General features: G+C 65.6%; 20 protein-coding genes. 14 read left to right on the top strand and 6 right to left on the bottom strand.

The window, feature by feature from the left end; all coding sequences use genetic code 11:
* Positions 1-7 precede the first annotated feature (7 nt).
* The 13 genes from uvrA (at position 8) to NIBR502771_RS15300 (ending at position 14,430) form a co-directional block, all read left to right on the top strand.
* On the top strand, positions 8-2,929 hold the full coding sequence (gene uvrA / locus NIBR502771_RS15360) for an excinuclease ABC subunit UvrA (RefSeq protein ID WP_141160514.1): 2,922 nt from the start codon (positions 8-10) through the stop codon (positions 2,927-2,929).
* A 79-nt stretch (positions 2,930-3,008) separates the two neighbouring features.
* Complete coding sequence (locus NIBR502771_RS15355) at positions 3,009-3,725, top strand: HAD hydrolase-like protein (RefSeq protein ID WP_141160513.1); 717 nt, start codon at positions 3,009-3,011, stop codon at positions 3,723-3,725.
* Positions 3,712-4,380, top strand: a complete 669-nt coding sequence (locus tag NIBR502771_RS15350) for a 1-acyl-sn-glycerol-3-phosphate acyltransferase (protein WP_141160512.1) — start codon at positions 3,712-3,714, stop codon at positions 4,378-4,380. Before NIBR502771_RS15355 ends, NIBR502771_RS15350 begins: the two co-directional genes overlap by 14 nt.
* A gap of 53 nt (positions 4,381-4,433) precedes the next feature.
* The gene (uvrC, locus tag NIBR502771_RS15345; protein ID WP_141160511.1) at positions 4,434-6,434 is read left to right on the top strand and encodes an excinuclease ABC subunit UvrC; all 2,001 of its coding nucleotides are present in this window, start codon (positions 4,434-4,436) and stop codon (positions 6,432-6,434) included.
* A gap of 67 nt (positions 6,435-6,501) precedes the next feature.
* Positions 6,502-7,422, top strand: coding sequence for an RNase adapter RapZ (gene rapZ, locus NIBR502771_RS15340; RefSeq protein WP_141160510.1), 921 nt, complete (start codon positions 6,502-6,504; stop codon positions 7,420-7,422).
* A complete protein-coding gene (gene yvcK / locus NIBR502771_RS15335; protein WP_141160509.1) occupies positions 7,422-8,441 on the top strand; it encodes a uridine diphosphate-N-acetylglucosamine-binding protein YvcK in 1,020 nt (339 codons plus the stop codon). The genes rapZ and yvcK overlap by 1 nt, the downstream gene beginning before the upstream one ends.
* Positions 8,442-8,450: 9 nt before the next feature.
* Positions 8,451-9,431, top strand: a complete 981-nt coding sequence (gene whiA / locus NIBR502771_RS15330; RefSeq protein WP_043454785.1) for a DNA-binding protein WhiA — start codon at positions 8,451-8,453, stop codon at positions 9,429-9,431.
* Between the two features lie 102 nt (positions 9,432-9,533).
* The gene (locus tag NIBR502771_RS15325) at positions 9,534-10,160 is read left to right on the top strand and encodes a superoxide dismutase (RefSeq protein WP_141160508.1); all 627 of its coding nucleotides are present in this window, start codon (positions 9,534-9,536) and stop codon (positions 10,158-10,160) included.
* Positions 10,161-10,419: 259 nt separating this feature from the next.
* A complete protein-coding gene (gap, locus tag NIBR502771_RS15320) occupies positions 10,420-11,430 on the top strand; it encodes a type I glyceraldehyde-3-phosphate dehydrogenase (protein WP_141160507.1) in 1,011 nt (336 codons plus the stop codon).
* A 10-nt stretch (positions 11,431-11,440) separates the two neighbouring features.
* Positions 11,441-12,667: a phosphoglycerate kinase gene (gene pgk / locus NIBR502771_RS15315; protein WP_141160506.1), complete on the top strand. Its 1,227-nt coding sequence runs from the start codon at positions 11,441-11,443 to the stop codon at positions 12,665-12,667.
* A 106-nt stretch (positions 12,668-12,773) separates the two neighbouring features.
* Positions 12,774-13,589: a triose-phosphate isomerase gene (gene tpiA / locus NIBR502771_RS15310; RefSeq protein WP_141160505.1), complete on the top strand. Its 816-nt coding sequence runs from the start codon at positions 12,774-12,776 to the stop codon at positions 13,587-13,589.
* Positions 13,590-13,637: 48 nt separating this feature from the next.
* On the top strand, positions 13,638-13,895 hold the full coding sequence (gene secG, locus NIBR502771_RS15305; RefSeq protein ID WP_141160504.1) for a preprotein translocase subunit SecG: 258 nt from the start codon (positions 13,638-13,640) through the stop codon (positions 13,893-13,895).
* A gap of 142 nt (positions 13,896-14,037) precedes the next feature.
* Positions 14,038-14,430 carry an RNA polymerase-binding protein RbpA gene (locus tag NIBR502771_RS15300; RefSeq protein ID WP_141160503.1) on the top strand — a complete coding sequence of 131 codons (393 nt, stop codon included), beginning with the start codon at positions 14,038-14,040 and terminating at the stop codon, positions 14,428-14,430.
* On the opposite strand, the gene pgl is transcribed toward NIBR502771_RS15300, so the two are convergent.
* The 6 genes from pgl to tkt are packed head-to-tail and all read right to left on the bottom strand — an operon-like array spanning position 14,383 to position 22,600.
* Positions 14,383-15,153, bottom strand: a complete 771-nt coding sequence (gene pgl / locus NIBR502771_RS15295) for a 6-phosphogluconolactonase (protein ID WP_246839909.1) — start codon at positions 15,151-15,153, stop codon at positions 14,383-14,385. The two genes, NIBR502771_RS15300 and pgl, sit on opposite strands and share 48 nt — an antisense overlap.
* A gap of 37 nt (positions 15,154-15,190) precedes the next feature.
* The gene (locus tag NIBR502771_RS15290) at positions 15,191-16,132 is read right to left on the bottom strand and encodes a glucose-6-phosphate dehydrogenase assembly protein OpcA (RefSeq protein WP_141160501.1); all 942 of its coding nucleotides are present in this window, start codon (positions 16,130-16,132) and stop codon (positions 15,191-15,193) included.
* Positions 16,129-17,688, bottom strand: coding sequence for a glucose-6-phosphate dehydrogenase (zwf, locus tag NIBR502771_RS15285; protein WP_141160500.1), 1,560 nt, complete (start codon positions 17,686-17,688; stop codon positions 16,129-16,131). The genes NIBR502771_RS15290 and zwf overlap by 4 nt, the downstream gene beginning before the upstream one ends.
* Positions 17,689-17,703: 15 nt before the next feature.
* A complete protein-coding gene (locus NIBR502771_RS15280) occupies positions 17,704-19,335 on the bottom strand; it encodes a glucose-6-phosphate isomerase (RefSeq protein ID WP_141160499.1) in 1,632 nt (543 codons plus the stop codon).
* 5 nt (positions 19,336-19,340) lie between these two features.
* Positions 19,341-20,456, bottom strand: coding sequence for a transaldolase (tal, locus tag NIBR502771_RS15275; RefSeq protein WP_141160498.1), 1,116 nt, complete (start codon positions 20,454-20,456; stop codon positions 19,341-19,343).
* Between the two features lie 26 nt (positions 20,457-20,482).
* Positions 20,483-22,600: a transketolase gene (tkt, locus tag NIBR502771_RS15270; protein WP_141160497.1), complete on the bottom strand. Its 2,118-nt coding sequence runs from the start codon at positions 22,598-22,600 to the stop codon at positions 20,483-20,485.
* A 519-nt stretch (positions 22,601-23,119) separates the two neighbouring features.
* Between tkt and NIBR502771_RS15265 the strand changes: the two genes are divergently transcribed.
* Positions 23,120-24,079 (top strand): heme o synthase, encoded by a 960-nt coding sequence (locus tag NIBR502771_RS15265; protein WP_141160496.1) that lies wholly within the window; start codon positions 23,120-23,122, stop codon positions 24,077-24,079.
* The last annotated feature ends 128 nt before the right edge of the window (positions 24,080-24,207 follow it).

Raw genomic sequence — 24,207 nt, 5'->3', positions numbered from 1 at the left:
TTATGGGGTGCCTAAAGCCTTAGCTGAAGAAACCCCTGCCCCCTCCACTTCCCTTGCCGTCCCTTCTGCTGCCCCGCAGCGGCCGGACCTCTCCCGCCTCGTGGTGAAGGGCGCGCGGGAGCACAACCTGCGCAACGTGGACCTCGACCTGCCGCGCGACGCCATGATCGTCTTCACCGGCCTCTCCGGTTCCGGCAAGTCCTCGCTGGCGTTCGACACCATCTTCGCGGAGGGCCAGCGGCGCTACGTCGAATCGTTGTCCGCCTACGCGCGCCAGTTCCTTGGCCAGGTGGACAAGCCCGACGTCGATTTCATCGAGGGCCTGTCCCCGGCGGTTTCGATCGACCAGAAATCCACCAGCAAGAACCCGCGGTCCACGGTGGGCACCATCACCGAGATCTACGACTACATGCGCCTGCTGTGGGCCCGCGTCGGCAGGCCGCATTGCCCCGTTTGCGGTGAGCCGGTCTCCAAGCAGACCCCGCAGCAGATCGTGGACCAGCTCCTGGAACTCGACCAGGGCACCCGTTTCCAGGTCCTGGCGCCGGTGGTCCGCGGACGCAAGGGCGAGTTCGTGGACCTCTTCAAGGAACTCAGCGCCAAGGGCTACTCCCGGGCGCGCGTCGACGGCAACCTCGTCCAGTTGAGCGATCCGCCCAAGCTGGGCAAGCAGTTCAAGCACACCATCGAGGTGGTGGTGGACCGACTCGTGGTCAAGGACGGGATCAGCCAGCGGCTCACCGATTCCATCGAGACCGCCCTGGGCCTGGCCGAAGGCCGCGTCCTCGCCGAATTCGTGGACGTTGAAGCAGACGCGCCGGAACGCATCCGGGCATTCTCGGAAAATCTTGCCTGCCCCAATGAGCACCCCCTCGCCATCGACGAGATCGAGCCCCGCTCCTTCTCGTTCAACAACCCCTTCGGCGCCTGTGCTGCCTGCAGCGGAATCGGCACCCGGCTGGAAGTGGATGAGGAACTCATCGTTCCCAACCCTGAACTGTCCCTCTCGGAGGGTGCCATCGCCCCGTGGTCGCTGGGCACTGCCACCACCGAATACTGGAACCGGCTCCTGGAAGGCCTGGCCAAGGAAGTCGGCTTCTCCATGACCACGCCGTGGGAGAAGCTGGGCAAGGACGTGCGGCAGACCGTCCTGCACGGCAAGGACCACAAGGTGGTTGTGCAGTACCGCAACCGCTTTGGCCGCGAACGCAAGTACAGCACCGGCTTCGAAGGTGCCATCCAATACGTCCACCGCAAGCACGGCGAGACTGATTCCGACTGGGCCCGCGACCGGTACGAGGAATACATGCGGCAGGTTCCCTGCCCTGCCTGCAACGGCGCACGCCTCAACCCGGCATCCCTGTCGGTATTGATCAACGGCAAGTCCATCGCCGAGGTCGCCGCCCTTCCCATGCGGGACTGTGCGGAGTTCCTGAACAACCTGGTGCTGACCGGACGCGAAGCCCAGATCGCCCACCAGGTCCTCAAGGAGATCCAGGCCCGCCTGACTTTCCTCCTGGACGTCGGCCTGGAGTACCTCAACCTCGAGCGTCCGTCCGCGACCCTCTCCGGCGGCGAGGCACAGCGCATCCGGCTCGCCACCCAGATCGGCTCGGGACTGGTGGGCGTCCTCTACGTTCTCGATGAGCCCTCCATCGGCCTGCACCAGCGGGACAACCGCCGCCTCATCGAAACCCTGACACGGCTCCGCGACATGGGAAACACCCTCATCGTCGTCGAGCACGACGAAGACACCATCCACGTGGCCGACTGGATCGTGGACATTGGGCCCGGCGCCGGGGAACACGGCGGCCAGGTAGTCCATTCCGGCACCTACAAGGAACTGCTGGACAACCGGGACTCGCTGACTGGCGACTACCTTTCCGGCCGCAAGGCCATCGAGGTACCGAAGAAACGCCGGAAGTACGACAAGAAGCGCGAGATCAAGGTGGTAGGCGCGCGGGAGAACAACCTTGTCAACGTTGACGCCGCCTTCCCGCTGGGACTGTTCACTGCGGTGACCGGCGTCAGCGGTTCGGGCAAGTCAACCCTGGTCAACGAGATCCTCTACAAGGTGCTGGCTAACAAGCTGAACGGTGCCAAGCAGGTGGCCGGGCGGCACAAGACAATCCATGGCCTGGAGCACCTGGACAAGGTGGTCCACGTGGACCAGAGCCCCATCGGCCGCACCCCGCGCTCCAACCCGGCCACGTACACGGGCGTTTTTGACAACATCCGCAAGCTTTTCGCCGAGACCACCGAGGCAAAGGTACGCGGCTACCTTCCTGGCCGGTTCTCTTTCAACGTCAAGGGCGGCCGCTGCGAGGCATGCTCGGGTGACGGCACCCTGAAGATCGAGATGAACTTCCTGCCGGACGTGTATGTCCCGTGCGAAGTGTGCCACGGAGCCCGCTACAACCGGGAAACCCTGGAAGTTCACTACAAGGGCAAGACCATCGCCGATGTCCTCAACATGCCCATCGAGGAAGGTGCCGAATTCTTCGCCGCCTTCTCACCCATCGCACGCCACCTGAACACCCTGGTGGATGTGGGACTGGGCTACGTGCGGCTGGGCCAGCCGGCCACCACCCTCTCCGGCGGTGAGGCGCAGCGCGTCAAGCTCGCAGCAGAACTTCAGAAGCGGTCCAACGGCCGCAGCATCTATGTCCTGGACGAGCCCACCACGGGCCTGCACTTCGAGGACATCCGGAAGCTGCTCATGGTTCTGCAGGGACTGGTCGACAAGGGCAACACGGTGATTACCATCGAACACAACCTCGATGTCATCAAGAGCGCCGACTGGCTGGTTGACCTCGGACCGGATGGCGGTTCCGGCGGCGGCCAGATCGTTGCGGCAGGAACGCCGGAGCAGGTGGCCAAGTCCACCACCAGCCACACCGGCAAATTCCTGGCAGAAATACTCGGCTGACCGGACGAAACCACAGCGAAGTATTCCGCAACGGGAATGCGAGTTTCAGGCACTCCTGCTGTCATGAGAAACTAACCCGGTGACTTCAACAACAGTGCCCGTGATCTTTGACCTGGACGGCACTCTTGTCGATCCCGCCGGTGGAATAACCGAGGGGATTGCCTCAGCCCTCCGCGGGCTGGGGCTCCCGGTTCCCGGCCAGGACCTGCTCGATGCGATGATCGGCCCCAAGTTGAGCGACTCCCTGCTTAACGTGGCCAACGTCCCGGCGGAACACCTTGACGAGGTGGTCCGGCTCTACCGCGAGTACTACGTCGCCAAAGGTATTGCCCAGAGCCGGCTGTACCCGGGCATCCGCGGTATCCTCGAGTCCTTTGCTGAGGCAGGCCGGCCCGTCGCGGTGGCAACCCAGAAGCCCCAGCCGCTGGCACGCAAAGTGCTGGCGCACCACGGCATCGACGGCTTTTTCCACGGCATCCATGGCTCGGCTGATGACGAGACAGCCGTGGAAGGCGTTCCGCTGGGAAAGACCCAGATCATCGCCGCTGCCCTGCGAAACCTCGATACCCAGCACGCCATCATGGTGGGCGACCGCGCCCAGGACGTGTCCGGAGCCATCGCCAACGGGCTAGACTGCATCGGCGTTGTCTGGGGATTCGCCCCGGACGGCGAACTGGAGGAAGCCGGATCCGTGGCCGTCGTCAGCACGGGGGATGAGCTGGTGGCGGTCATTGAGAAGCTGCAGGCTGTCCACACATCGGCCATGAGCGGGGTGGGCAACGATGGAAATGTTTGATGCCGTCCGCTGGACCACGCGCAACCTGATCGGCGGCACTTGCCGGCCCACCGTCGTCGGACTTGAAAACGTTCCGTCCGACGGCCCCTTTATCGTGGCGCCCAACCACCTCTCCTTCTTCGACAGCGTGATCGTCCAGGCGCTGATGCCCCGTCCGGTGGCTTTCTTCGCCAAGGCCGAGTACTTCACCACGGGCGGTGTCAAGGGCAGGGTCATGAAAGCCTTTTTCGAGTCCGTGGGCTCCATTCCCGTCGAGCGCGGCGAACAAGCCGCCAGCGTCCAGGCGCTGAAGACCCTGCTCGACATCCTCGAGGCCGGACGCGGAATCGGCATCTACCCCGAAGGGACCCGCTCCCGGGACGGCATCCTGTACCGTGGCCGCACCGGCGTCGGCTGGCTCGCCCTCACCACCGGGGCCCCCGTGATTCCCGTTGGCCTGATTGGGACCGAGAAGCTCCAGCGCGCCGGGGAAAAGGGCGTCCGGCCCCAGCACTTCACCATGAAGGTGGGGGAGCCGCTGTACTTCGACAAGACGGGACCGGACCACTCGCTGCCGGCCCGCCGTGAGGTCACGGACCGGATCATGGACGCGATCGCCGCCCTCAGCGGACAGGAGCGGTCCGCCAGCTACAACCAGAGCAAGTCAGCAGAGTAGTCCGGCGCTCCGGGCCGGCAAGGACACCCGGCTGGACTCAGTAGACTTGATAGGTGGCAAATCCAGCAAGTTACCGGCCCAAGACTGGTGAAATCCCCACCAACCCGGGCGTGTACCGGTTCCGTGATCCGCACGGCCGGGTTATCTACGTGGGCAAGGCCAAGAGCCTCCGGTCCCGCCTGAACTCCTACTTCGCCAATCCGGCAGGGCTGCTGCCGAAAACCTATGCGATGGTCCATGCGGCCAGCAGCGTGGAGTGGACCGTGGTGGGCAGCGAGCTTGAGTCGCTGCAGCTCGAATACACCTGGATCAAGGAATTCAAGCCGCGCTTCAACGTGGTGTTCCGGGACGACAAGACCTATCCCTACCTTGCCGTGACCATGAGTGAGAAGTACCCCCGGGTGCAGGTCATGCGGGGGGACAAACGGAAGGGAACCCGCTACTTCGGCCCCTACACCGCCGGCGCCATCCGGGAAACCATGGACACCCTGCTCCGGGTCTTCCCCGTCAGGAGCTGCAGCGCCGGCGTCTTCAAACGCGCCCAGGCCAGCGGGCGGCCATGCCTGCTGGGCTACATCGACAAGTGTTCCGCGCCCTGCGTTGGACGGATTTCGCCAGAGGACCACCGGGCCCTGGCCGATGATTTCTGTGCCTTCATGGGCGGCGAGGCCAAGAGATTCATCAACAAGCTGGAAAAGCAGATGTCCGACGCCGTGGCGAAGCTCGACTACGAGCACGCCGCCCGGCTGCGCGACGACATCACCGCGCTGCGGAAGGTATTCGAACGCAATGCCGTGGTGCTGTCCGAGGACACCGACGCCGACGTCTTCGCCCTGCACGAGGATGAGCTGGAGGCTGCTGTCCAGGTGTTCCACGTCCGCGGCGGCAGGATCCGCGGCCAGCGGGGCTGGGTGGTGGAAAAGGTGGAAGACTTCACCACTCCGGACCTGGTGGAGCACCTGCTGCAGCAGGTCTACGGGGAGGACGGCGACACGCACGGCCGGCTGCCCCGGGAGGTCCTGGTTCCGGTAGCGCCGAGCAACCTGGAAGACCTGGCCACCTGGCTGGCCGGGATCCGCGGGGCCAAAGTGGACATCCGGGTGCCCCAGCGCGGGGACAAGGCGGCGCTGATGTCCACGGTCCGCGAAAACGCCGAACATGCACTCAAGCTCCACAAGACACGCCGCGCCGGGGACATCACCGTCAGGTCGCAGGCCTTGCAGGAGCTGCAGGAAGCCCTGGACCTCCCCGTCCCCCTGCTCCGGATCGAATGTTTCGACGTCTCCCACGTCCAGGGCACCAATGTGGTGGCCTCCATGGTGGTGGTCGAGGACGGACTGCCGAAGAAGTCCGACTACCGCAAGTTCTCCATCACCGGAGCCGCGGCCTCCGACGACACTGCCGCCATGCATGACGTCCTGACCCGCAGGTTCCGCCACTACCTCCAGGACAAGTCGGCGCAGGTGGACGAAGCGGTACTGGAAGCTGACGGCCAGGACCCGGCACCGGGCACTGCTGCCCTGGACACCACCACTCCGGCGCCCAAGGCCAAGTTCGCCTACCCGCCCAACCTGGTGGTGGTGGATGGCGGCCAGCCGCAGGTTAACGCAGCGGCCCGCGCCCTGAAGGACCTGGGCATCGATGATGTGTACGTGGTGGGCCTGGCCAAGCGGCTCGAGGAAGTATGGCTTCCGGACAGCGACTTCCCGGTGATCCTGCCCCGTACATCCCAGGGCCTGTACCTGCTCCAGCGGATCCGTGACGAGGCGCACCGGTTCGCCATCACGTTCCACCGGCAGAAGCGCGGCAAGGCCATGACGGTGTCCGCGCTGGACGCCGTCCCAGGCCTTGGCGCCTCCAAGCGCAAGGCCCTGCTGGCACACTTCGGATCGGTCAAGGGCGTGAAGGCAGCCACTGCGGAGGAGCTCGCCGAGGCGAAGGGCATTGGCCCTGCCCTGGCCGGGGCCATCGTCAGCCATTTTGCCGCAGAGGGTCCCGAAGCTGTGACGGTGCCCGCGATCAACATGGCGACCGGCGAAATCATTGAAACTTAGCTAGGGTAAAGGGCGGGCCCTGCCATCGCGGGGACCGGCAGGACAACGAGGAAACGGGGCAGGCTTCATGGCAGACACGACGGCGGAATCCGGAGGCCACGACGGGCTGGAGCCCGTCAAGCCGCTCGAAGCGGAACTGCTGGTGGTCACCGGGATGTCCGGCGCCGGACGAAGCACCGCCGCGGACGCGCTGGAGGACCACGGCTGGTACGTCGTGGAGAACCTGCCCCCGCAGATGCTTGGCACGCTCGCCGAGCTCGTCTCCCACGCCCCGCAGTCGATTCCCCGGCTGGCAGTGGTCATCGATGTCCGCAGCAAAGGCCTGTTTGCGGACATCCGGGCGGCGCTGGGCGCCCTCGCAGCCAGCGGCGTCACTTTCCGCGTCCTGTTCCTCGACGCCAGCGACAACGTCCTGGTCCGGCGGTTCGAACAGGGCCGCCGGCCGCACCCCCTCCAGGGCGGCGGCCGGATCCTGGACGGCATCGCAGCCGAACGCGAGCTGCTGCAGGAACTGCGCGACAGCTCCGACGTCGTCCTCGATACCTCCAACTACAACGTCCACGGGCTGGCCACCGCCATCACGGAACTGTTCAGTGAAACCGGCCCGGTGGCGCTGCGGCTCAACGTCATGAGCTTTGGCTTCAAGTACGGGCTCCCGGTGGATGCGAACTATGTTGCCGACGTCAGGTTCATCCCCAACCCGCACTGGGTGCCGCAGCTCCGTCCGCAGACGGGCCTGGACAAGGATGTCAGCGACTACGTCCTGGAGGCCGAGGGAGTCAAGAACTTCGTGGACCGCTACGTCCTCGCCCTGGAACCCGTCCTGGAGGGGTACCGTCGGGAGAACAAGCACTACGCCACCATCGCCGTCGGCTGCACCGGCGGCAAGCACCGCTCCGTTGCTGTCGCAGTGGAACTTTCAAAGAAGCTCGCACAGTACCCGCGGGTCACGGTGACTACCGCGCACCGGGATCTGGGCCGAGAGTAATGGCACTGTTCACCGGAGCCCTGCCCCTGGTGCCGCCGGCCGCTGGTAAGGGCTCGGGCCAGCAGGACAAGGGTCCCAACGTCGTGGCCCTGGGTGGCGGGCACGGCCTGGCGGCCTCACTGTCGGCACTGCGCCTGCTCACCTCCGAGCTCACGGCTATCGTCACGGTAGCGGACGACGGCGGCTCGTCCGGGCGCCTGCGCGAAGAGTACGGCGTCCTCCCGCCGGGAGACCTGCGCATGGCTTTGTCCGCGCTCTGCGACGACACCGACTGGGGACGCACCTGGCGCGACGTCATGCAGCACCGGTTCCGCGCCGGGAAGGGCCCCGGCGGCTCCCTGGATGAGCACGCCATGGGCAACCTGCTGATCGTTACGCTGTGGGAGCTGCTCGGTGACGCCGTCGCTGGGCTCAAATGGGCCGGTGCGCTGCTGGGCGCCCGTGGCCAGGTCCTGCCCATGTCCACCGTCCCGCTGACCATCGAAGGCGACGTCAGGGTTACCGCCCCGGACGGCGGGACAGCCCTGCAGACCCTCCGCGGCCAGGCCCGCTGCGCAGTGGCCGGATCGCTGGAGGAGGTCCGGCTCCTGCCCCCCGCCGCGCCGGCCTGCCCTGAAGCCTTGACGGCAATCGAACTGGCGGACTGGGTGGTCCTGGGCCCGGGTTCCTGGTACACCTCCGTCCTGCCGCACCTGCTCCTGCCGGAGATGCGGCAGGCACTGTGCAGCACCCCTGCCAAACGCTGCCTCACCATGAACCTCGCCACGGACACCAAGGAAACCACCGGCATGACCGCGGCCGACCACCTCCACGTCCTCCGGCGCTACGCCCCTGAGTTCAGCGTGGACGTGGTCCTGGCCGATCCGGCGTCCGTGCCCGACCGGCAGGAGTTCGAGAAGGCCGCCGGCATGATAGGCGCGGAGGTTGTCTTGGGTAAAGTAGGGGCGTCGGGACGCCGCCCCGTCCACGAGCCGCTCAGGCTGGCCACGGCGTACCAGGACATTTTTGGGAACAGTTAGGAAGGTGCCATGGCACTGACAGCATCGGTCAAAGAAGAACTGTCCCGTTTGGACATCAAGAAGTCATCAGTGCGCAAGGCTGAGGTTTCCGCAATGCTCCGGTTCGCCGGGGGGCTGCACATCATCTCCGGCAGGATCGTGATCGAGGCGGAGGTGGACCTGGCGTCCACCGCACGCCGGCTCCGCGCCGCCATCGCGGAAGTCTACGGGCACCAGAGCGAGATCATCGTAGTGTCCGCCGGCGGACTCCGGCGCGCCAGCCGCTACGTAGTCCGGGTGGTCCGCGACGGCGAGGCGCTGGCCCGGCAGACCGGCCTTTTGGACGGACGGGGCCGCCCCGTGCGCGGGCTGCCATCCGCCGTCGTCAACGGTTCCGCCGCGGACGCCGAGGCCGTGTGGCGCGGGGCGTTCCTGGCGCATGGGTCACTTACCGAACCGGGCCGGTCGTCGTCGCTGGAGGTCACCTGCCCGGGACCGGAATCGGCACTGGCCCTGGTGGGGGCCGCCCGCCGGCTCGATATCCAGGCCAAGGCCCGTGAAGTCAGGGGAGTGGACCGCGTTGTGATCCGCGACGGCGACACCATCGCCGCCCTCCTGACCCGGATGGGCGCCCACGACGCCCTGATGGTGTGGGAGGAGCGCCGCATGCGCAAGGAGGTCCGGGCCACCGCCAACCGGCTCGCCAACTTTGACGACGCCAACCTCCGCCGCTCCGCGCAGGCAGCAGTCGCCGCCGGCGCAAGGGTCGAACGCGCCCTGGAAATCCTCGGCGACGACGTCCCCGACCACCTCAAGTACGCCGGTGAGCTGCGGGTGGCGCACAAGCAGGCAAGCCTTGACGAGCTGGGCCGGCTGGCCGACCCCGTGATGACCAAGGATGCGATCGCTGGCCGGATCCGCCGCCTGCTGGCCATGGCGGACAAGCGTGCACTTGACCTGGGCATTCCCGGAACGGACGCCAATGTGACGCCTGAAATGCTGGACGAGTAGGCGCCCCATAGAATCAGAAATAATTCCGGGCACCAGCTGCCCGGATGCACAATCCGAGAGTTACCAACCGGGCCTTCCTGGTCCACGATATTGGAGGATTTTGTGACCGAGTACGTATTGCCGGAACTCAACTACGATTACGCCGCCCTCGAACCGCACATCTCTGCGCGGATCATGGAGCTGCACCACAGCAAGCACCACGCCACCTACGTGGCAGGCGCCAACAACGCACTGGCCCAGCTGGCCGAGGCACGTGAAAAGGGCGACTTCGCCAACATCAACCGGCTCTCCAAGGACCTGGCGTTCCACACCGGCGGCCACATCAACCACTCGGTGTTCTGGAAGAACCTCTCCCCGGACGGCGGCGACAAGCCTGAGGGCGAACTGGCCGCCGCAATCGACGACGCCTTCGGCTCCTTCGATGCCTTCCGCGCGCAGTTCTCCGCGGCCGCCCTCGGCCTGCAGGGCTCGGGCTGGGGCTTCCTGGCCTACGAACCCATCGGCGGGAACCTGGTCATCGAGCAGCTCTACGACCAGCAGGGCAACGTGGCGCTCGGCACCACCCCGCTGCTGATGCTCGACATGTGGGAGCACGCTTTCTACCTGGACTACGTCAACGTCAAGGCCGACTACGTCAAGGCGTTCTGGAACATCGTCAACTGGGCGGACGTCGCCCAGCGCTTCGACGCAGCGCGCGCCAACGCCACGGGCCTGATCACCCTCCCATAGTGACCGGCGTTATACACGGCTGTAACAAACTTCACATTCTGACTTAAACCGGCCGGGATGTGGACCGTCCGCCCCCGCACTTGCGGGGGCGGACCCAGTTAAACGTAAGATAGGTCACGGAAGGCGGTTAGCCTTCAGCAATGAGGCTGGTCGCCCTCCGTGTAAATCATCTCTGCCCAATGGCGTGCGGGATCTGTTAGTTGGCTTGAACGCCCGCTCAACTAGTAGTGCTTTTCAGAGCACCAAGGAGACTGTAAAAGTGACGACCCGTATTGGTATCAACGGCTTCGGCCGCATTGGCCGCAACTACTTCCGCGCAGCACTGGCCCAGGGTGCGGACCTGGAGATCGTTGCCGTCAACGACCTCACCAGCCCCGAAGCGCTGGCCCACCTTTTCAAGTACGACTCCGTCGGCGGCCGGCTGAAGGAAACCATCGAGGTCAAGGACGGCAACATCGTCGTCAACGGCAATGTGGTCAAGGTCCTGGCGGAACGCGATCCGGCCAACCTCCCCTGGGGTGAACTGGGCGTTGACATCGTCATCGAATCCACCGGTTTCTTCACCAAGGCAGCCGACGCCAGGAAGCACATCGATGCCGGCGCCAAGAAGGTCCTGATCTCCGCCCCCGCCTCGGACGAGGACATCACCATCGTGATGGGCGTCAACCACGACCTCTACGACAACGCCAAGCACAACATCATTTCCAACGCGTCCTGCACCACCAACTGCCTCGGCCCGCTGGCCAAGGTGGTCAACGACGAGTTCGGCATCGAGCGTGGCCTCATGACCACCGTGCACGCCTACACTGCGGACCAGAACCTCCAGGACGGCCCCCACAAGGACCTGCGCCGTGCCCGTGCCGCCGCCATCAACATGGTTCCCACCTCCACGGGTGCCGCCAAGGCCATTGGCCTGGTGCTCCCCGAACTGAAGGGCAAGCTGGACGGCTACGCCATCCGCGTCCCCGTCCCCACGGGCTCTGCCACCGACCTCACCGTTACCGTCTCCCGCGAAACCACCGTGGAGGAAGTCAACGCAGCGCTCAAGCGTGCCTCCGAGTCCGACGCGCTGCAGGGTTTCCTGACCTACACGGAGGAGCCCATCGTGTCCTCCGACATCGTCGGTGACCCTGCTTCCTCGATCTTCGACGCCGGCCTCACCAAGGTTATTGGCAACCAGGTCAAGGTTGTTTCCTGGTATGACAACGAATGGGGCTACTCCAACCGCCTCGTCGACCTCACGGAGCTTGTGGCAGCCAAGCTGGGCTAGGGTTAGACACATGACATCACACACCCTCAACGAACTGATCGCTGAAGGTGTCCGCGGGCGGTACATTCTGGTTCGAAGTGACCTGAATGTGCCGCTCGACGGCTCTACAGTCACTGACGATGGCCGCATCAAGGCCTCGCTCCCAGTGCTGGCAAAGCTCACGGACGCCGGTGCCCGCGTGCTGGTAACAGCCCACCTCGGACGCCCCAAGGGCGCCCCGGAGGACAAATACTCCCTGCGCCCTGCAGTGGACCGCCTCGCCGAACTTGCCGGCTTCAAGGCCACCCTGGCCGCCGACACCGTCGGTGACGCCGCCAAGGCAGCTGCGGCGTCCTTGCAGGACGGTGAAGCCCTTGTCCTCGAGAACGTCCGTTTCGACGCCCGCGAGACCAGCAAGGATGACGCTGAACGCGGTGCCTTCGCTGACGAGCTGGTAGCCCTCACCGGCAGCAACGGCGCTTACGTGGACGACGCCTTCGGCGCCGTTCACCGCAAGCACGCGAGCGTCTACGACGTCGCCACGCGGCTCCCGTCGTACCAGGGCGACCTGGTGCACACCGAGGTGGAGGTCCTGCGGAAGCTGACCGCCGACACCCAGCGTCCCTACGTGGTGGTTCTGGGCGGTTCCAAGGTCTCGGACAAGCTTGCAGTGATCGACAACCTGATTGGCAAGGCTGACACCATCCTGGTGGGCGGCGGCATGCTCTTCACGTTCCTGGCGGCAGCCGGTCACAAGGTTGGCTCAAGCCTCCTTGAAGAAGACCAGATCCCTGTGGTCAAGGACTACCTGAAGCGCGCGGCTGACGCCGGAACCGAATTCGTGGTTCCCACTGACGTGGTGGTAGCGGAGAAGTTCGCTGCCGACGCCGCGCATGAGACAGTGCCTGCCGACGCCATCGAGGGCAGCACCTTTGGTGCCCAGGGCATCGGCCTGGACATTGGACCGGATACCGCTGCGGCCTTCGCCGAGCGGATCAAGGGAGCCCGTACGGTCTTCTGGAACGGCCCAATGGGTGTCTTCGAATTCGAGGCGTTCTCTGCAGGCACCCGTGCCATCGCGCAGGCCCTGACGGAAACCGACGGATTCACAGTGGTGGGCGGCGGCGATTCGGCTGCCGCAGTCCGCACCCTGGGATTCAGCGATGACCAGTTCGGACACATTTCCACCGGTGGCGGCGCCAGCCTGGAATACCTCGAAGGCAAGGAACTCCCCGGCCTCAGCGTCCTGGACCGGTAGAACCACCGCTGCCGTCCCGCAGTACCGGACTTCGCAGTCCTCCGGCCGGCAGGTTGCCCGCGGCAGCCTGCCGGCCGAACACATATCAAGAACTTTTGGAGATCACGTGACTACGTCAACGAACGGCGCCTTCGACCGCAAGCCCTTCATTGCGGGCAACTGGAAAATGAACATGGACCACGTGCAGGGCATTACCCTGCTGCAGAAGCTGGCCTGGACGCTGTCCGACGCCAAGCACGACTACGGCCGCGTTGAGGTTGCGGTCTTCCCGCCGTTCACCGACCTCCGCGGCGTCCAGACCCTGGTCCAGGGCGACGACCTGGAGATCGCCTACGGTGGGCAGGACCTGTCGCAATTCGATTCGGGGGCGTACACCGGCGACATTTCCGGGCAGTTCCTGAACAAGCTGGGCTGCAAGTACGTCCTGGTGGGCCACAGCGAACGCCGCACCATCCACAACGAGTCAGACGACGTCCTCAACGCCAAGGTCAAGGCGGCCTTCAAGCACGGCGTCACCCCTGTCCTCTGCGTCGGCGAGGGACTGGAAATCCGCCAGGCCGGGACCCACGTTGAGCACACGCTGCAGCAACTCCGCGCCGGCGTGGCCGGGCTCACCAACGAGCAGGCCGCTGAACTGGTGGTAGCCTACGAACCCGTTTGGGCCATCGGCACCGGCGAAGTGGCAGGACCGGAGGACGCCCAGGAAATGTGCGCCGCCATCCGCGCCGAGCTGGAAAAGCTGTTTGGCGCTGATGTGGCGGCCAAGACGCGCCTGCTCTACGGCGGTTCGGTCAAGGCCAACAATGCTGCGGCCATCCTGCAGGAGCGTGACGTGGACGGCGTCCTGGTGGGCGGTGCCAGCCTTGACCCCGCCGAGTTTGCTAATATTGTAAGGTTCGAGAGCCACTTGGTGGCGGACTAGTCTGCCACCGGTACACCCTCCCGCAATTCCAACTTCCGAAAGGCCGTCGTGGACGTTCTTCATGTCATTCTGCAGATCCTCCTGGGGATCACCAGCCTCCTGCTGACGCTGCTGATCCTCCTGCACAAGGGACGCGGCGGCGGGCTGTCCGACATGTTCGGTGGCGGCATGAGTTCAGGGCTCAGCTCTTCGGGCGTGGCAGAACGCAACCTGAACCGCTTCACCATCGTCCTGGGCGTCACCTGGGGCATAGTAATCATCGCACTCGGCCTGATCATGCGGTTCAGCGGTACTGCTGACTCGTAACGAATTCGCTGAATAGGGTCCAGTGGCACTCCCGCCACGCGGGCCCCTGCCCCTAAACTGTGGCTGTCGGTTCACCCGGCAGCCACAGTTTTTTGGGTTTAAGCTGCAGGGCTCCGGTCACGGGTTCGAGGGAGGCGTTTCCATGGTCCATCCGTCATCAGGCTTTCGGGGCACCCGGGCCGGGGTGGTTGCAGGCTCCGGTTCGAGCCTGCAGTCCAACGACTTATCCCCGGGGTCCCTCCCGCGGATCCGGGTGTCCTACTGGTGTGCCAAGGGCCATGAGACCCAGCCGGTGTTCCTGAAGATGCCGGAGGAGCAGATTCCCCGCATCTGGGACTGCCGGCGCTGCGGCGCGCCCGCGTCCAGGGACGGCCAGGCGGTAGCGGACGACCCGTTTGAGGACGGCTATAAGAGCCATCTTGAGTACGTTAAAGAACGGCGCTCCGGCCAGGACGCCGAGGACGTCCTGGCCGGAGCGCTGGAGAAGCTACGCGCCCGCGGCGTCCTTCCGGACCAGTTGCTCGGGGACACGTGACGCCGCGTTTTCGTCGATAAGCCACAATGTGCGGGACGTTCCACGCGGCCCGGACGCGGGCACCTGCACCGGATTTGCCCCGGCCAGGGCGAGTCCCACGGCTCCTGCCTTGTCCTCGCCGGCCACAACCATCCAGACCTCCGCTGCCGTGTTGATGGCAGGCAGGGTCAGGGAGATGCGCAGCGGGGGCGGCTTGGGCGAATTCCGCACACCCACCACCGTGCGCTCCTTCTCGCGGACTCCGGCCTGCTCCGGGAACAGCGAAGCAATGTGGGCGTCAGGGCCCACACCCAGCAGGACGACGTCCAGGCGGGGGAGTGCGGATGGCTCCTCGGGCCTGTCGTCGGACATGTCGGCTGCGTGCTCGGCTGCTGCGGCATCGCGAAGCTGGCGCGCATAGTCCTCAGCCGCTTCCTCCGGCGTGCCGAACTCATCGGACGAACCCGGCGAGTGGACCCGTTCCGGGTCCACCGGAATGTGCGAGAGCAATGCGTCGAAGGCCTGCTTGGTATTCCGCTCCGGATCCGCGGAACCGACGAAGCGTTCGTCACCCCACCAGAAGTTGACCTTGGACCAGTCGACGGCGGGCGCTGCCGGGGAGTCCGCGACAGCTTTCAACGTGCCGATTCCCACGGTTCCCCCGGTGAGCACCACCGTGGCTTCGCCGTACTTGTCCTGGACATCAACGAGCTTGGTGATCAGGCGTGCCGCTATGGCGGCCATGAGGACGGACGAATCAGGATGGATACTTACTCGTGGGTCAACGCTCACTGGGTCGGACGCTCCTTAGATTGGTACGTGGCAGTCCAATAGTAATCACTTCGCCAAATACTTCGTCGGGGTCCAGGCGGCGGAGTTCTTCGGCGAGGCAGTCGCGGAGGCTGCGGCGCGGGAGCGAGATCCGTTGGGCGGGTTGGCCCGGCTGGGTGAGTTCGGCGATGGAAAGTCCCGGGCGGAACAGCTGGACGTCACCGCCGGGACGGCTGAGGCGGACACGGCGGATGCCCGTCCCGGCCGGGTCCGCGACGATGGTCACCGGGGCGTCCAGGGTCAGGGTGAGCCAGGCCGCCAGCAGGATGGTGGAGGGTGAGTCCGAAGCGCCTTCGACAGCTACCGCGGTCACCGGCGAAGAGTCCACTTCGTCGAGGGCAGCTGCGAGCTGGATGCGCCAGTTGGTCAGGCGCGTCCAGGCGAGGTCGGTGTCCCCGGCCTTGTAGGTTTGGTGGATCCGCTCCAGGGCAGCCTGCGGGTCGGGTTCGTTCGCCGAGTCGGTGATGCGGCGGTGCGCGATCGCGCCGATGGATGTTTCGCAGGCGTTCTCGGGGGCGCCGTGCGGCCACCAGGCCACAATCGGAGCGTCCGGGAGCAGCAGCGCCGCCACCAGCGACTCGGATTCGTGCGCGAGTTGGCCGTAGCCGCGCAGCACGATGACCTCGGACGCGCCGGCGTCCCCGCCGACCCGGATCTGTGCGTCCAGCCGGTCCTGGGCGTCCTTCCCGGCGTCGGCGAGCACGATGATCCGGCAGGGGTGTTCCCGGGACGCGTCATTGGCGGCCTCGATCGCTTCTTCCTCCAGCCCGGACTTGGTCACCACAACGAGGGTCAGGACCCTGCCCAAGGCGATCACCCCGCCCTGCTCGCGCAGGGACATGAGCTTCTTGGACACCTTCGAGGTGGTGGTATCCGGCAGGTTTACGATCATGGCCTTCTCCAGGTTCGTCCGTCACGGGCCAGCAACTCATCCGCGCTGGCCGGGCCCCAGGAGCCGGGGGCGTAGGGTTCGGGCTGTTCGGACAGTGATGCCCAGTATTCCTCGAACGGGTCGAGGATCTTCCAGGACAGCTCCACTTCCTCGTGCCGGGGAAACAGCGGCGGCTCACCCAGCAGCACGTCCAGGATCAACCGCTCGTACGCCTCAGGGGAGGATTCGGTGAACGAGTGCCCGTACCCGAAGTCCATGGTCACATCGCGGACTTCCATCTGCGTGCCGGGGACCTTGGACCCAAACCGGATCGTCACGCCCTCATCGGGCTGGACCCGGATGACTACGGCGTTCTGCCCGAAATCGTCCTCACCGTGATCGGTGAACAGCAGGTTAGGTGCGCGCTTGAACACCACCGCGATCTCGGTGACCCGCCGGCCCAGGCGCTTGCCCGCACGCAGGTAGAACGGCACCCCGGACCAGCGGCGGGTGTGGATGTCCACCCGCACCGCGGCATAGGTCTCCGTGGTCGAATCGGCGGGAATGCCTTCTTCTTCCAGGTAGCCCAGGACCTGCTCGCCGCCCTGCCAGCCGCCCGTGAACTGCCCCCGCGCCGAATGTGTCGACAAATCCTCCGGAAGCTTTACCGCTGCAAGGACTTTTTCCTTCTCCGCCCGCAGGTCATCGGCGTTGAACGAGATCGGTTCCTCCATCGCGGTCAGCGCAAGCAGCTGCAGCAGGTGGTTCTGGATCACGTCGCGTGCCGCACCGACACCGTCGTAGTAACCCGCCCGGCCACCGGTGCCGATGTCCTCGGCCATGGTGATCTGGACATGGTCCACGTAGTTCGCGTTCCACAACGGCTCGAACAACTGGTTTGCGAACCGCAACGCCAGGATGTTCTGCACCGTTTCCTTGCCCAGGTAATGGTCAATCCGGAACACCGCATCCGGCGGGAACACCGATTCAACAATGTCATTGAGCTGCCGGGCCGATTCCAGGTCGTGGCCGAACGGCTTCTCAATCACCACCCGGCGCCATTTGTCCCCGTCGGCCTGCGCGAGGCCGTGCTTGGACAGCTGACGGCAGACCTGCTCGAACGCCTTCGGCGGGATCGACAGGTAAAACGCGTGGTTCCCCCGGGTGCCCCGGACATCGTCGAGTTCCTTGATCGTTTCGCCGAGCCGCTCAAAGGCCGCGTCGTCGTCGAACTCGCCCTGGACAAACCTGATGCCCTCGGAGAGCTGATTCCACACTGCCTCATCAAACGGGGTCCGGGCGTGTGCCTGCACCGAGGCCTTCACCTCCGCGGCAAAATCCTCCTTGTCCCACTCCCGGCGGGCGAAACCCACCAAGGCGAAACTGGGCGGCAACAGGCCACGGTTGGCGAGGTCGTAGACCGCCGGCATGAGCTTCTTGCGGGCAAGATCGCCCGTGACCCCGAAAAGAACCAACGAGGACGGACCGGCGATCCGGTTCAAACGGCGGTCGCGCGGATCGCGCAGCGGATTACGCCCGCGGCCCGTGCCTTTCCGGCCGTATTCAGTTTCTGGCATGGTTGCTTTTGTGCCTTAGCTTTCGGTTGCGGATGCGCGGGTGGACAGTGCAGCGACGATGTCCTGCAGCTGTGCCACGCCGGCCGCACGGTCGGTGAGGTGGAGGCGCAGCACGGGACGGCCGTGCCCACCCAGGACCTGGGCGTCGCCTGCAGCCTGGGCAGCGATGAGCTCACCAAAGGTGAACGGCCGGTCCGGGATGCCCAGGTCCTCCGCCGGGGTGGCAGTGACCTGGAGGAACACTCCGATGGCGGGGCCACCCTTGTGGAACTGACCGGTGGAGTGCAGGAACCGCGGGCCCCAGCCGAAGGTCACCGGGCGGCCGGTGGCAGCTGCCAGGTCGTCGCGGATGCCTTCGAGTCCTGCGAAAGCCAACCGGTCGAAGTACGCCTGCACACTCAGGTAGCTGTCGGACGCCAAGGTGCCGAGGAGTGCCTTGACGGCACCTTCCGCCGTTGCTGCGTCGCCGAGCCAGTCACCGCCGCGCACCTCGATGGCGCCGTCGACGAACGCTGCCGGAGTGGGTTCCGGCTGGGCGTCCAGCAACCCGCGTGCCGCTACCTTGGCGGCTTCGACGTCGGGCTGGTCGAAGGGGTTGATCCCCAGCAGGCGGCCCGCCACGGCGGTGGCGAATTCCCACACCATCATCTGGGTGGCGAGGCCGCCGGCAATGGCTGCCTGGTTCTCGCCGAGTTCGATGTCGGCATCGGCTGCCACGAGCCGCACCACCAGCACGTCGGGAGCGCCGGACGTTACCTCCGGGGCCTGAGGACCTGCGACCACCGGAAGGATGCCCGTGCCGAGCTTGCCGGTGGATTCAGCGATGAGCTGTTCAGCCCAGTCGGCGAATCCAACGATGCCGGAGCCGTCCTCTGCGATGACGATCTTGTTCCGCAGCGGGCTGGTTCCGCCCAGGGTGGCACCCAAAGCCAGCCCGATGTTGTCCGCGGCATCGTCGTTGAGGATTTCTGCGGCTTCCTCCGCCTCGTCCAGGAAAGCCTGGATGTCTACGCCGGCCAGGCCGGAGGGGACCAGGCCAAACGCCGTCAGGGCCGAGTAGCGGCCACCGACATTGGGATCGGCGTTGAAGACCGCCCGGTAGCCGGCCTCCCGGGAAGCCTTGTCCAACGGTGAGCCGGGATCGGTCACGATGATGATCCGGCTCTTGGCGTCCACGCCGGCCTCGGTGAAGGCCTGCTCGAAGATCCGGCGCTGGGAGTCCGTTTCCAGGGTGGAGCCGGACTTGGACGACACCACAATGGCCGTGTGGGCCAGCCGGTCGGCGAGGGCGGCACGGACCTGGTCCGGGTCCGTGCTGTCCAGCACAGTCAGCTCGACGCCTGCCGTGCCTGCGATGACCTCGGGGGCCAGCGAGGACCCGCCCATGCCGCAAAGCACGATCCGTGTCACGCCCTCGGAGCGCAGCGCGTCCCGGAGTTCCAGGATGTCCTTGACCAGGGGCTGTGAAACGGTGGCGGCCTCCACCCAGCCCAGGCGGACCGCTGACTCGGATTCGGCGTCCGGACCCCACAACGTGTGGTCCTTCGCGAAGATCCGGGTGGCGACCCGGTCCTGGACCAGGCCGGGAAGGTGCTGTTCAAGCGCGTGCTGTGCAGCGCCGGTGGCGTCGTAGCTGAGAGTGCTCATAGGTGTTAGGAAGCCTTTCGTGCAGAAGCGAGGGCGCCTTCGACGTCGGCCAGGAGTTCCTTCCAGCTGGCCACGAACTTGTCCAGGCCTTCGGTTTCAAGGAGTGCGACGACGTCATTGTAGGAGACTCCGAGCTTCTCCAGGGCGTCCAGGGTTGCGTTTGCCTCCTCGTAGGTGCCGGAGACGGTGTCGCCGGTGACCACGCCGTGGTCGAAGGTGGCATCGAGCGTCTTTTCCGGCATGGTGTTCACGACGCCGGGGGCCACGAGTTCGGTGACGTACAGGGTGTCCGGGTAGGCCGGGTCCTTAACACCGGTGGAGGCCCACAGGGGGCGCTGGGGGAGTGCGCCGGCGTCGGCCAGCAGGCCCCAGCGTTCGGTGGCAAAGAGCTCCTCGTAGACCTGGTAGGCCAGGCGCGCGTTGGCGAGGCCGGCCTTGCCTTTGAGGGCCTTGGCTTCTTCGGTGCCGATCTTGTCGAGGCGCTTGTCGATCTCGGTGTCAACGCGCGAAACGAAGAAGGATGCAACCGAGTGGATCTTTGAAAGATCGTGCCCGTTTTCCTTGGCCTGCTCCAGACCGGCCTGGAAGGCGTTGATGACTGCCCGGTAGCGCTCCAGGGAGAAGATCAGCGTGACGTTGACGCTGATGCCCTCTGCCAGCGTGGCCGTGATGGCTTCGAGGCCCTCGACGGTTGCAGGGATCTTAATGTGGACGTTGGCCTTGTTGACGCGCTGGTAGAGGTGCTTGGCCTCGGCGATGGTCCCGGCGGTGTCCCAGGCAAGCCGAGGGTCGACCTCGATGGAGACCCGGCCATCGATTCCCCGGGTGGCGGCGGCGACGGGCGCGAACAGGTCGCAGGCATCGGCGACGTCGGTGGTGGTGATCTCGAAGATCGTGTCCTCCACGCTGGCGCCCTCTGCCGCCTTGGCGGCGATGATGTGGTCGTAGTCGGTGCCCGACGTGATGGCCGCGTGGAAGATGGAGGGGTTGGTGGTCACGCCAACCACGTTCTTTTCTTCGATGAGCTTGCGGAGGGTGCCGGTTTCCAGGCGTCCGCGGGAGAGGTCGTCGAGCCAGATGGAAACACCGGCGTCGGAGAGCTGCTGGGTGGGAGTTGTCATTGTTCTATCTCCTAAAAGTTTAGGTTTCAGGCCTGCAGGCCGGCGAGGGAGTCCTTGGCGGCGGCGGCCACTGCTTCCGCCGTGATGCCGAACTCCTGGAAGAGGCGCTTGTAGTCCGCGGAAGCGCCATAGTGCTCAAGGCTGATGGAGCGGCCTGCGTCGCCAACGAATTCGCGCCAGCTAAGGGCCAGCCCGGCTTCGACGGACACGCGTGCCTTGACTGCCGCGGGCAGGACCGATTCGCGGTAGGCGGCGTCCTGCTTCTTGAACCATTCAACGCAGGGCATGGATACCACGCGGGCCGCGATGCCGTCGGCCTGCAGCGCTTCGCGGGCCTGGACGGCCAGCTGGACTTCCGAGCCGGTGGCGATCAGGATCACGTCGGCCGGCACCGTGGCGCCGTCCTTCGATGCTTCGGCCAGCACGTAGCCGCCCTTCGCCACGCCTGCGGTCGACGCGAAAGTGTCGCCGTCGGCGTCGCCCTCGCCGCGTTCCCACGTGGGGATGTTCTGGCGGGTCAGGACGATGCCTGCGGGGTTGGTGTGGTTTTCCAGCATGGTCTTCCAGGCGGCTGCCACTTCGTTGGCATCGCCGGGGCGGACGACGTCCAGGCCCACGATGGCGCGCAGTGAAGCGAGCTGTTCCACTGGCTGGTGGGTGGGGCCGTCCTCGCCCAGGCCGATGGAGTCGTGCGTCCATACGTACAGGGACGGGACACCCATCAGGGCGCCCAGGCGGATGGCGGGGCGCTGGTAGTCGCTGAAGATCAGGAACGTACCGGAGAACGCGCGGGTGTTGCCGGCCAGGCTGATGCCGTTCACGATTGATGCCGCGGCGTGCTCACGGATACCAAAGTGCAGCACCCGGCCGTACGGGTTCCCGGACCAGGCACCGGTCTGCTTGGAGGCCGGCACGAAGGACGGGGAACCTTCGATGGTGGTGTTGTTGGACTCTGCGAGGTCGGCTGAGCCGCCCCACAGCTCGGGCAGGACCGGGCCGAGGGCGTTCAGGACCTTGCCGGAGGCTGCGCGGGTGGAGACATCCTTGCCGGCCGGGAAGACCGGCAGCGCGGCGTCGACGTCGGCAGGAAGTTCCTGCGCTTCGATGCGCTGCAGGAGGGCGGCGCCCTCGGGGTTGGCTGCCTGCCAGGCGTTGAAGGATTCTTCCCATTCCTTGTGTTCGGCCGCGCCACGTTCCACCACTGCGCGTGCATGGTCCAGGACTTCCTGGTCCACCTCGAAGGACTTCGCGGGGTCGAAGCCCAGCACCTCCTTCAGCGCGGCAACCTCGTCGGCGCCGAGGGCGGAGCCGTGGATCTTGCCGGTGTTCTGCTTCTTGGGGGCCGGGTAGCCGATGATGGTGCGCAGCGAAATGATGGACGGCCTGGAGGTCTCGGCCTTGGCGGCGAGCAGGGCACTGTAGAGCTCCTGGACGTCTTCCTTGTATTCGCCGGTCCGGGTCCAGTCCACGCGCTGGGTGTGCCAGCCGTAGGCCTCGTAGCGCTTCAGGACATCCTCGGTGAATGCGATGTCGGTATCGTCCTCGATGGAGATGTGGTTCTCGTCATAGATCACCACGAGGTTGCCCAGTTCCTGGTGGCCGGCCAGCGACGAAGCCTCCGCCGTGACGCCTTCCTGGAGATCGCCGTCGGACGCGATGACCCAAATGGTGTGGTCGAACGGCGACTCGCCGGCCGGCGCATCGGCGTCGAACAGGCCACGCTGGCGGCGCTGGGAGTAGGCGAATCCGACCGAGGACGCGAGTCCCTGGCCGAGCGGGCCGGTGGTGATCTCCACGCCGGCGGTGTGCTTGTACTCCGGGTGTCCCGGGGTGAGTGAACCCCAGGTGCGCAGCGCCTCGAGGTCCTTCAGTTCCAGCCCGTAGCCTGAGAGGAAGAGCTGGATGTAAAGCGTCAGGGAGGTGTGGCCGGGGGACAGGATGAACCGGTCACGGCCAAGCCATTGCGGATCCCGCGGGTCGTGGCGCATCAGCTTCTGGAAGAGAAGGTAAGCGGCGGGTGCCAGGCTCATGGCAGTTCCGGGGTGGCCGTTGCCCACCTTCTCGACGGCGTCCGCGGCCAGGACACGGATGGTGTCCACGGCTCGCTGGTCCAAGCTGGTCCATGACAGTTCTTGCTCTTCCAAATGTGGCACGAAAACCGGGCCCCTCTCTGTGCTGGCGTGGGTGGTACACCGGATCCGGTCAAGGGTGCTCTGCTTGGCGCCCGCTGCGGTGTGTACCAGCCGTTCACCATCGAAACGTTGATCCTTGCATTCAGTCACGGACAGCAACGGGAATGCGTTTTCCACCGCTTTCTTGCTGCGTGCTGATCTGGTGACAGCTTAGCTCTTATCCATCCTTCGGGCGCCGCAAATCTCACGTTTTGGACGCAATTTCCCCTTTTGTGAATCACTATTCCGGCGCGGTGACTTAATCTGCTCGAATGGGCCTGCGAGCAATCAATTGCGCATATTGCGGGGCAGGGGAAGTGCTTGCGGCGCGGTATGATATTTGGAGGCCAACGCCGGGTGCGCATCACTATCGCCACCCGGAGTGTCCCGGCTGTTGCACGCACCTGGCGCTTTTCCATCCCTGAGTGCCGTGCCCGGGTCCGGGCCGCACGACCGGAGCTGCCCTGCAGCCTCAACTGCCACACAGAACGGGTGACTGCCACCGTGAGCACAACAGATACGCCGCTGAACGCATCCCGGGCCTCCGGCATCGGGTTTGCCCGTAAGGCCAAGGCGTATCTCGCCCTCACCAAGCCGCGCGTGATCGAACTTCTCCTGGTCAGCACGCTTCCCACGATGATTTACGCGGAGCGGGGCTTCCCTTCCATCGGGCTGATCCTTGCCACCCTGGTGGGCGGGGCTTTCGCCGCCGGCAGCGCGGGAGCGTTCAACTGCTACATCGACCGGGATATCGACAAGCTGATGCACCGGACGGAAAACCGGCCGCTCGTCACGGGTGAAGTCACCCCGCGGGAAGCATTGGTCTTCTCCTGGCTGCTGGGTGCGGCGGCGATCGTGATCCTCTGGTTCGGCGCCAATCCGCTCTCGGCATGGCTGGGACTGGGCGCTATCTTCTTCTACGTCGTCATCTACACCATGATCCTCAAGCGCCGCACGGCGCAGAACATCGTGTGGGGCGGCGCCGCAGGCTGCTTCCCGGTACTGATTGCCTGGGCCGCCGTAACGAACTCCGTCGAATGGCCCGCCGTCATCCTGTTCCTGGTGATCTTCCTCTGGACGCCCCCGCACTACTGGCCCCTGTCGATGCGGTACGGCGAGGACTACCGGAACGCCAACGTCCCCATGCTCGGGGCCATTGCCGGGGCAAAAGTGGTGTCCGTCCAGGTGGTCCTTTACGCCTGGGCCATGGTGGCCTCATCCCTGCTGATGATCCCGGCCGGCGGAGCGGGCTGGGTGTACACGGCAACTGCTGTCATCGCGGGCGCCTGGTTCCTTTACGAGTCCCATGCGCTGTACTCCCGCGCCCACCGGGAGGATATTCCCGACAAGCGCGCCATGAAGGTGTTCCACGGTTCCATCAGCTACCTGACGCTGCTCTTCATCGCCCTCGCTGTGGACCCGTTCGTCGGAAGTGCAGTGGCGGGCGGCTAGCCAAACCGCCCCATTAAGCCGCAGGCGGCCGCCACCTCAAGGTGGGGGCCGCCTTCTTTGTTGGCATGCTGCGCGTGGGCCGCAAACCACCGGTTTCGTTGCCTCGGTGAACCATATGACATTCTTGT

It is taken from the genome of Pseudarthrobacter sp. NIBRBAC000502771, assembly GCF_006517215.1.
Lineage (GTDB): Bacteria > Actinomycetota > Actinomycetes > Actinomycetales > Micrococcaceae > Arthrobacter > Arthrobacter niigatensis.
Note: the sequence above shows the minus strand (reverse complement) of the source record. Positions and strands in the feature narration are given on the sequence as shown.

Bases quoted from the DNA above. Each gene is read 5' to 3' on its own strand.
- yvcK (WP_141160509.1), top strand. From the start codon at position 7,422: ATGGCACTGTTCACCGGAGCCCTGCCCCTGGTGCCGCCGGCCGCTGGT.
- NIBR502771_RS15350 (WP_141160512.1), top strand. From the start codon at position 3,712: ATGGAAATGTTTGATGCCGTCCGCTGGACCACGCGCAACCTGATCGGC.
- whiA (WP_043454785.1), top strand. From the start codon at position 8,451: ATGGCACTGACAGCATCGGTCAAAGAAGAACTGTCCCGTTTGGACATC.
- tal (WP_141160498.1), bottom strand. From the start codon at position 20,456: ATGACAACTCCCACCCAGCAGCTCTCCGACGCCGGTGTTTCCATCTGG.
- zwf (WP_141160500.1), bottom strand. From the start codon at position 17,688: ATGCCAGAAACTGAATACGGCCGGAAAGGCACGGGCCGCGGGCGTAAT.
- pgl (WP_246839909.1), bottom strand. From the start codon at position 15,153: ATGGCCGCCATAGCGGCACGCCTGATCACCAAGCTCGTTGATGTCCAG.
- pgk (WP_141160506.1), top strand. From the start codon at position 11,441: ATGACATCACACACCCTCAACGAACTGATCGCTGAAGGTGTCCGCGGG.
- NIBR502771_RS15280 (WP_141160499.1), bottom strand. From the start codon at position 19,335: ATGAGCACTCTCAGCTACGACGCCACCGGCGCTGCACAGCACGCGCTT.
- NIBR502771_RS15290 (WP_141160501.1), bottom strand. From the start codon at position 16,132: ATGATCGTAAACCTGCCGGATACCACCACCTCGAAGGTGTCCAAGAAG.
- rapZ (WP_141160510.1), top strand. From the start codon at position 6,502: ATGGCAGACACGACGGCGGAATCCGGAGGCCACGACGGGCTGGAGCCC.
- NIBR502771_RS15300 (WP_141160503.1), top strand. From the start codon at position 14,038: ATGGTCCATCCGTCATCAGGCTTTCGGGGCACCCGGGCCGGGGTGGTT.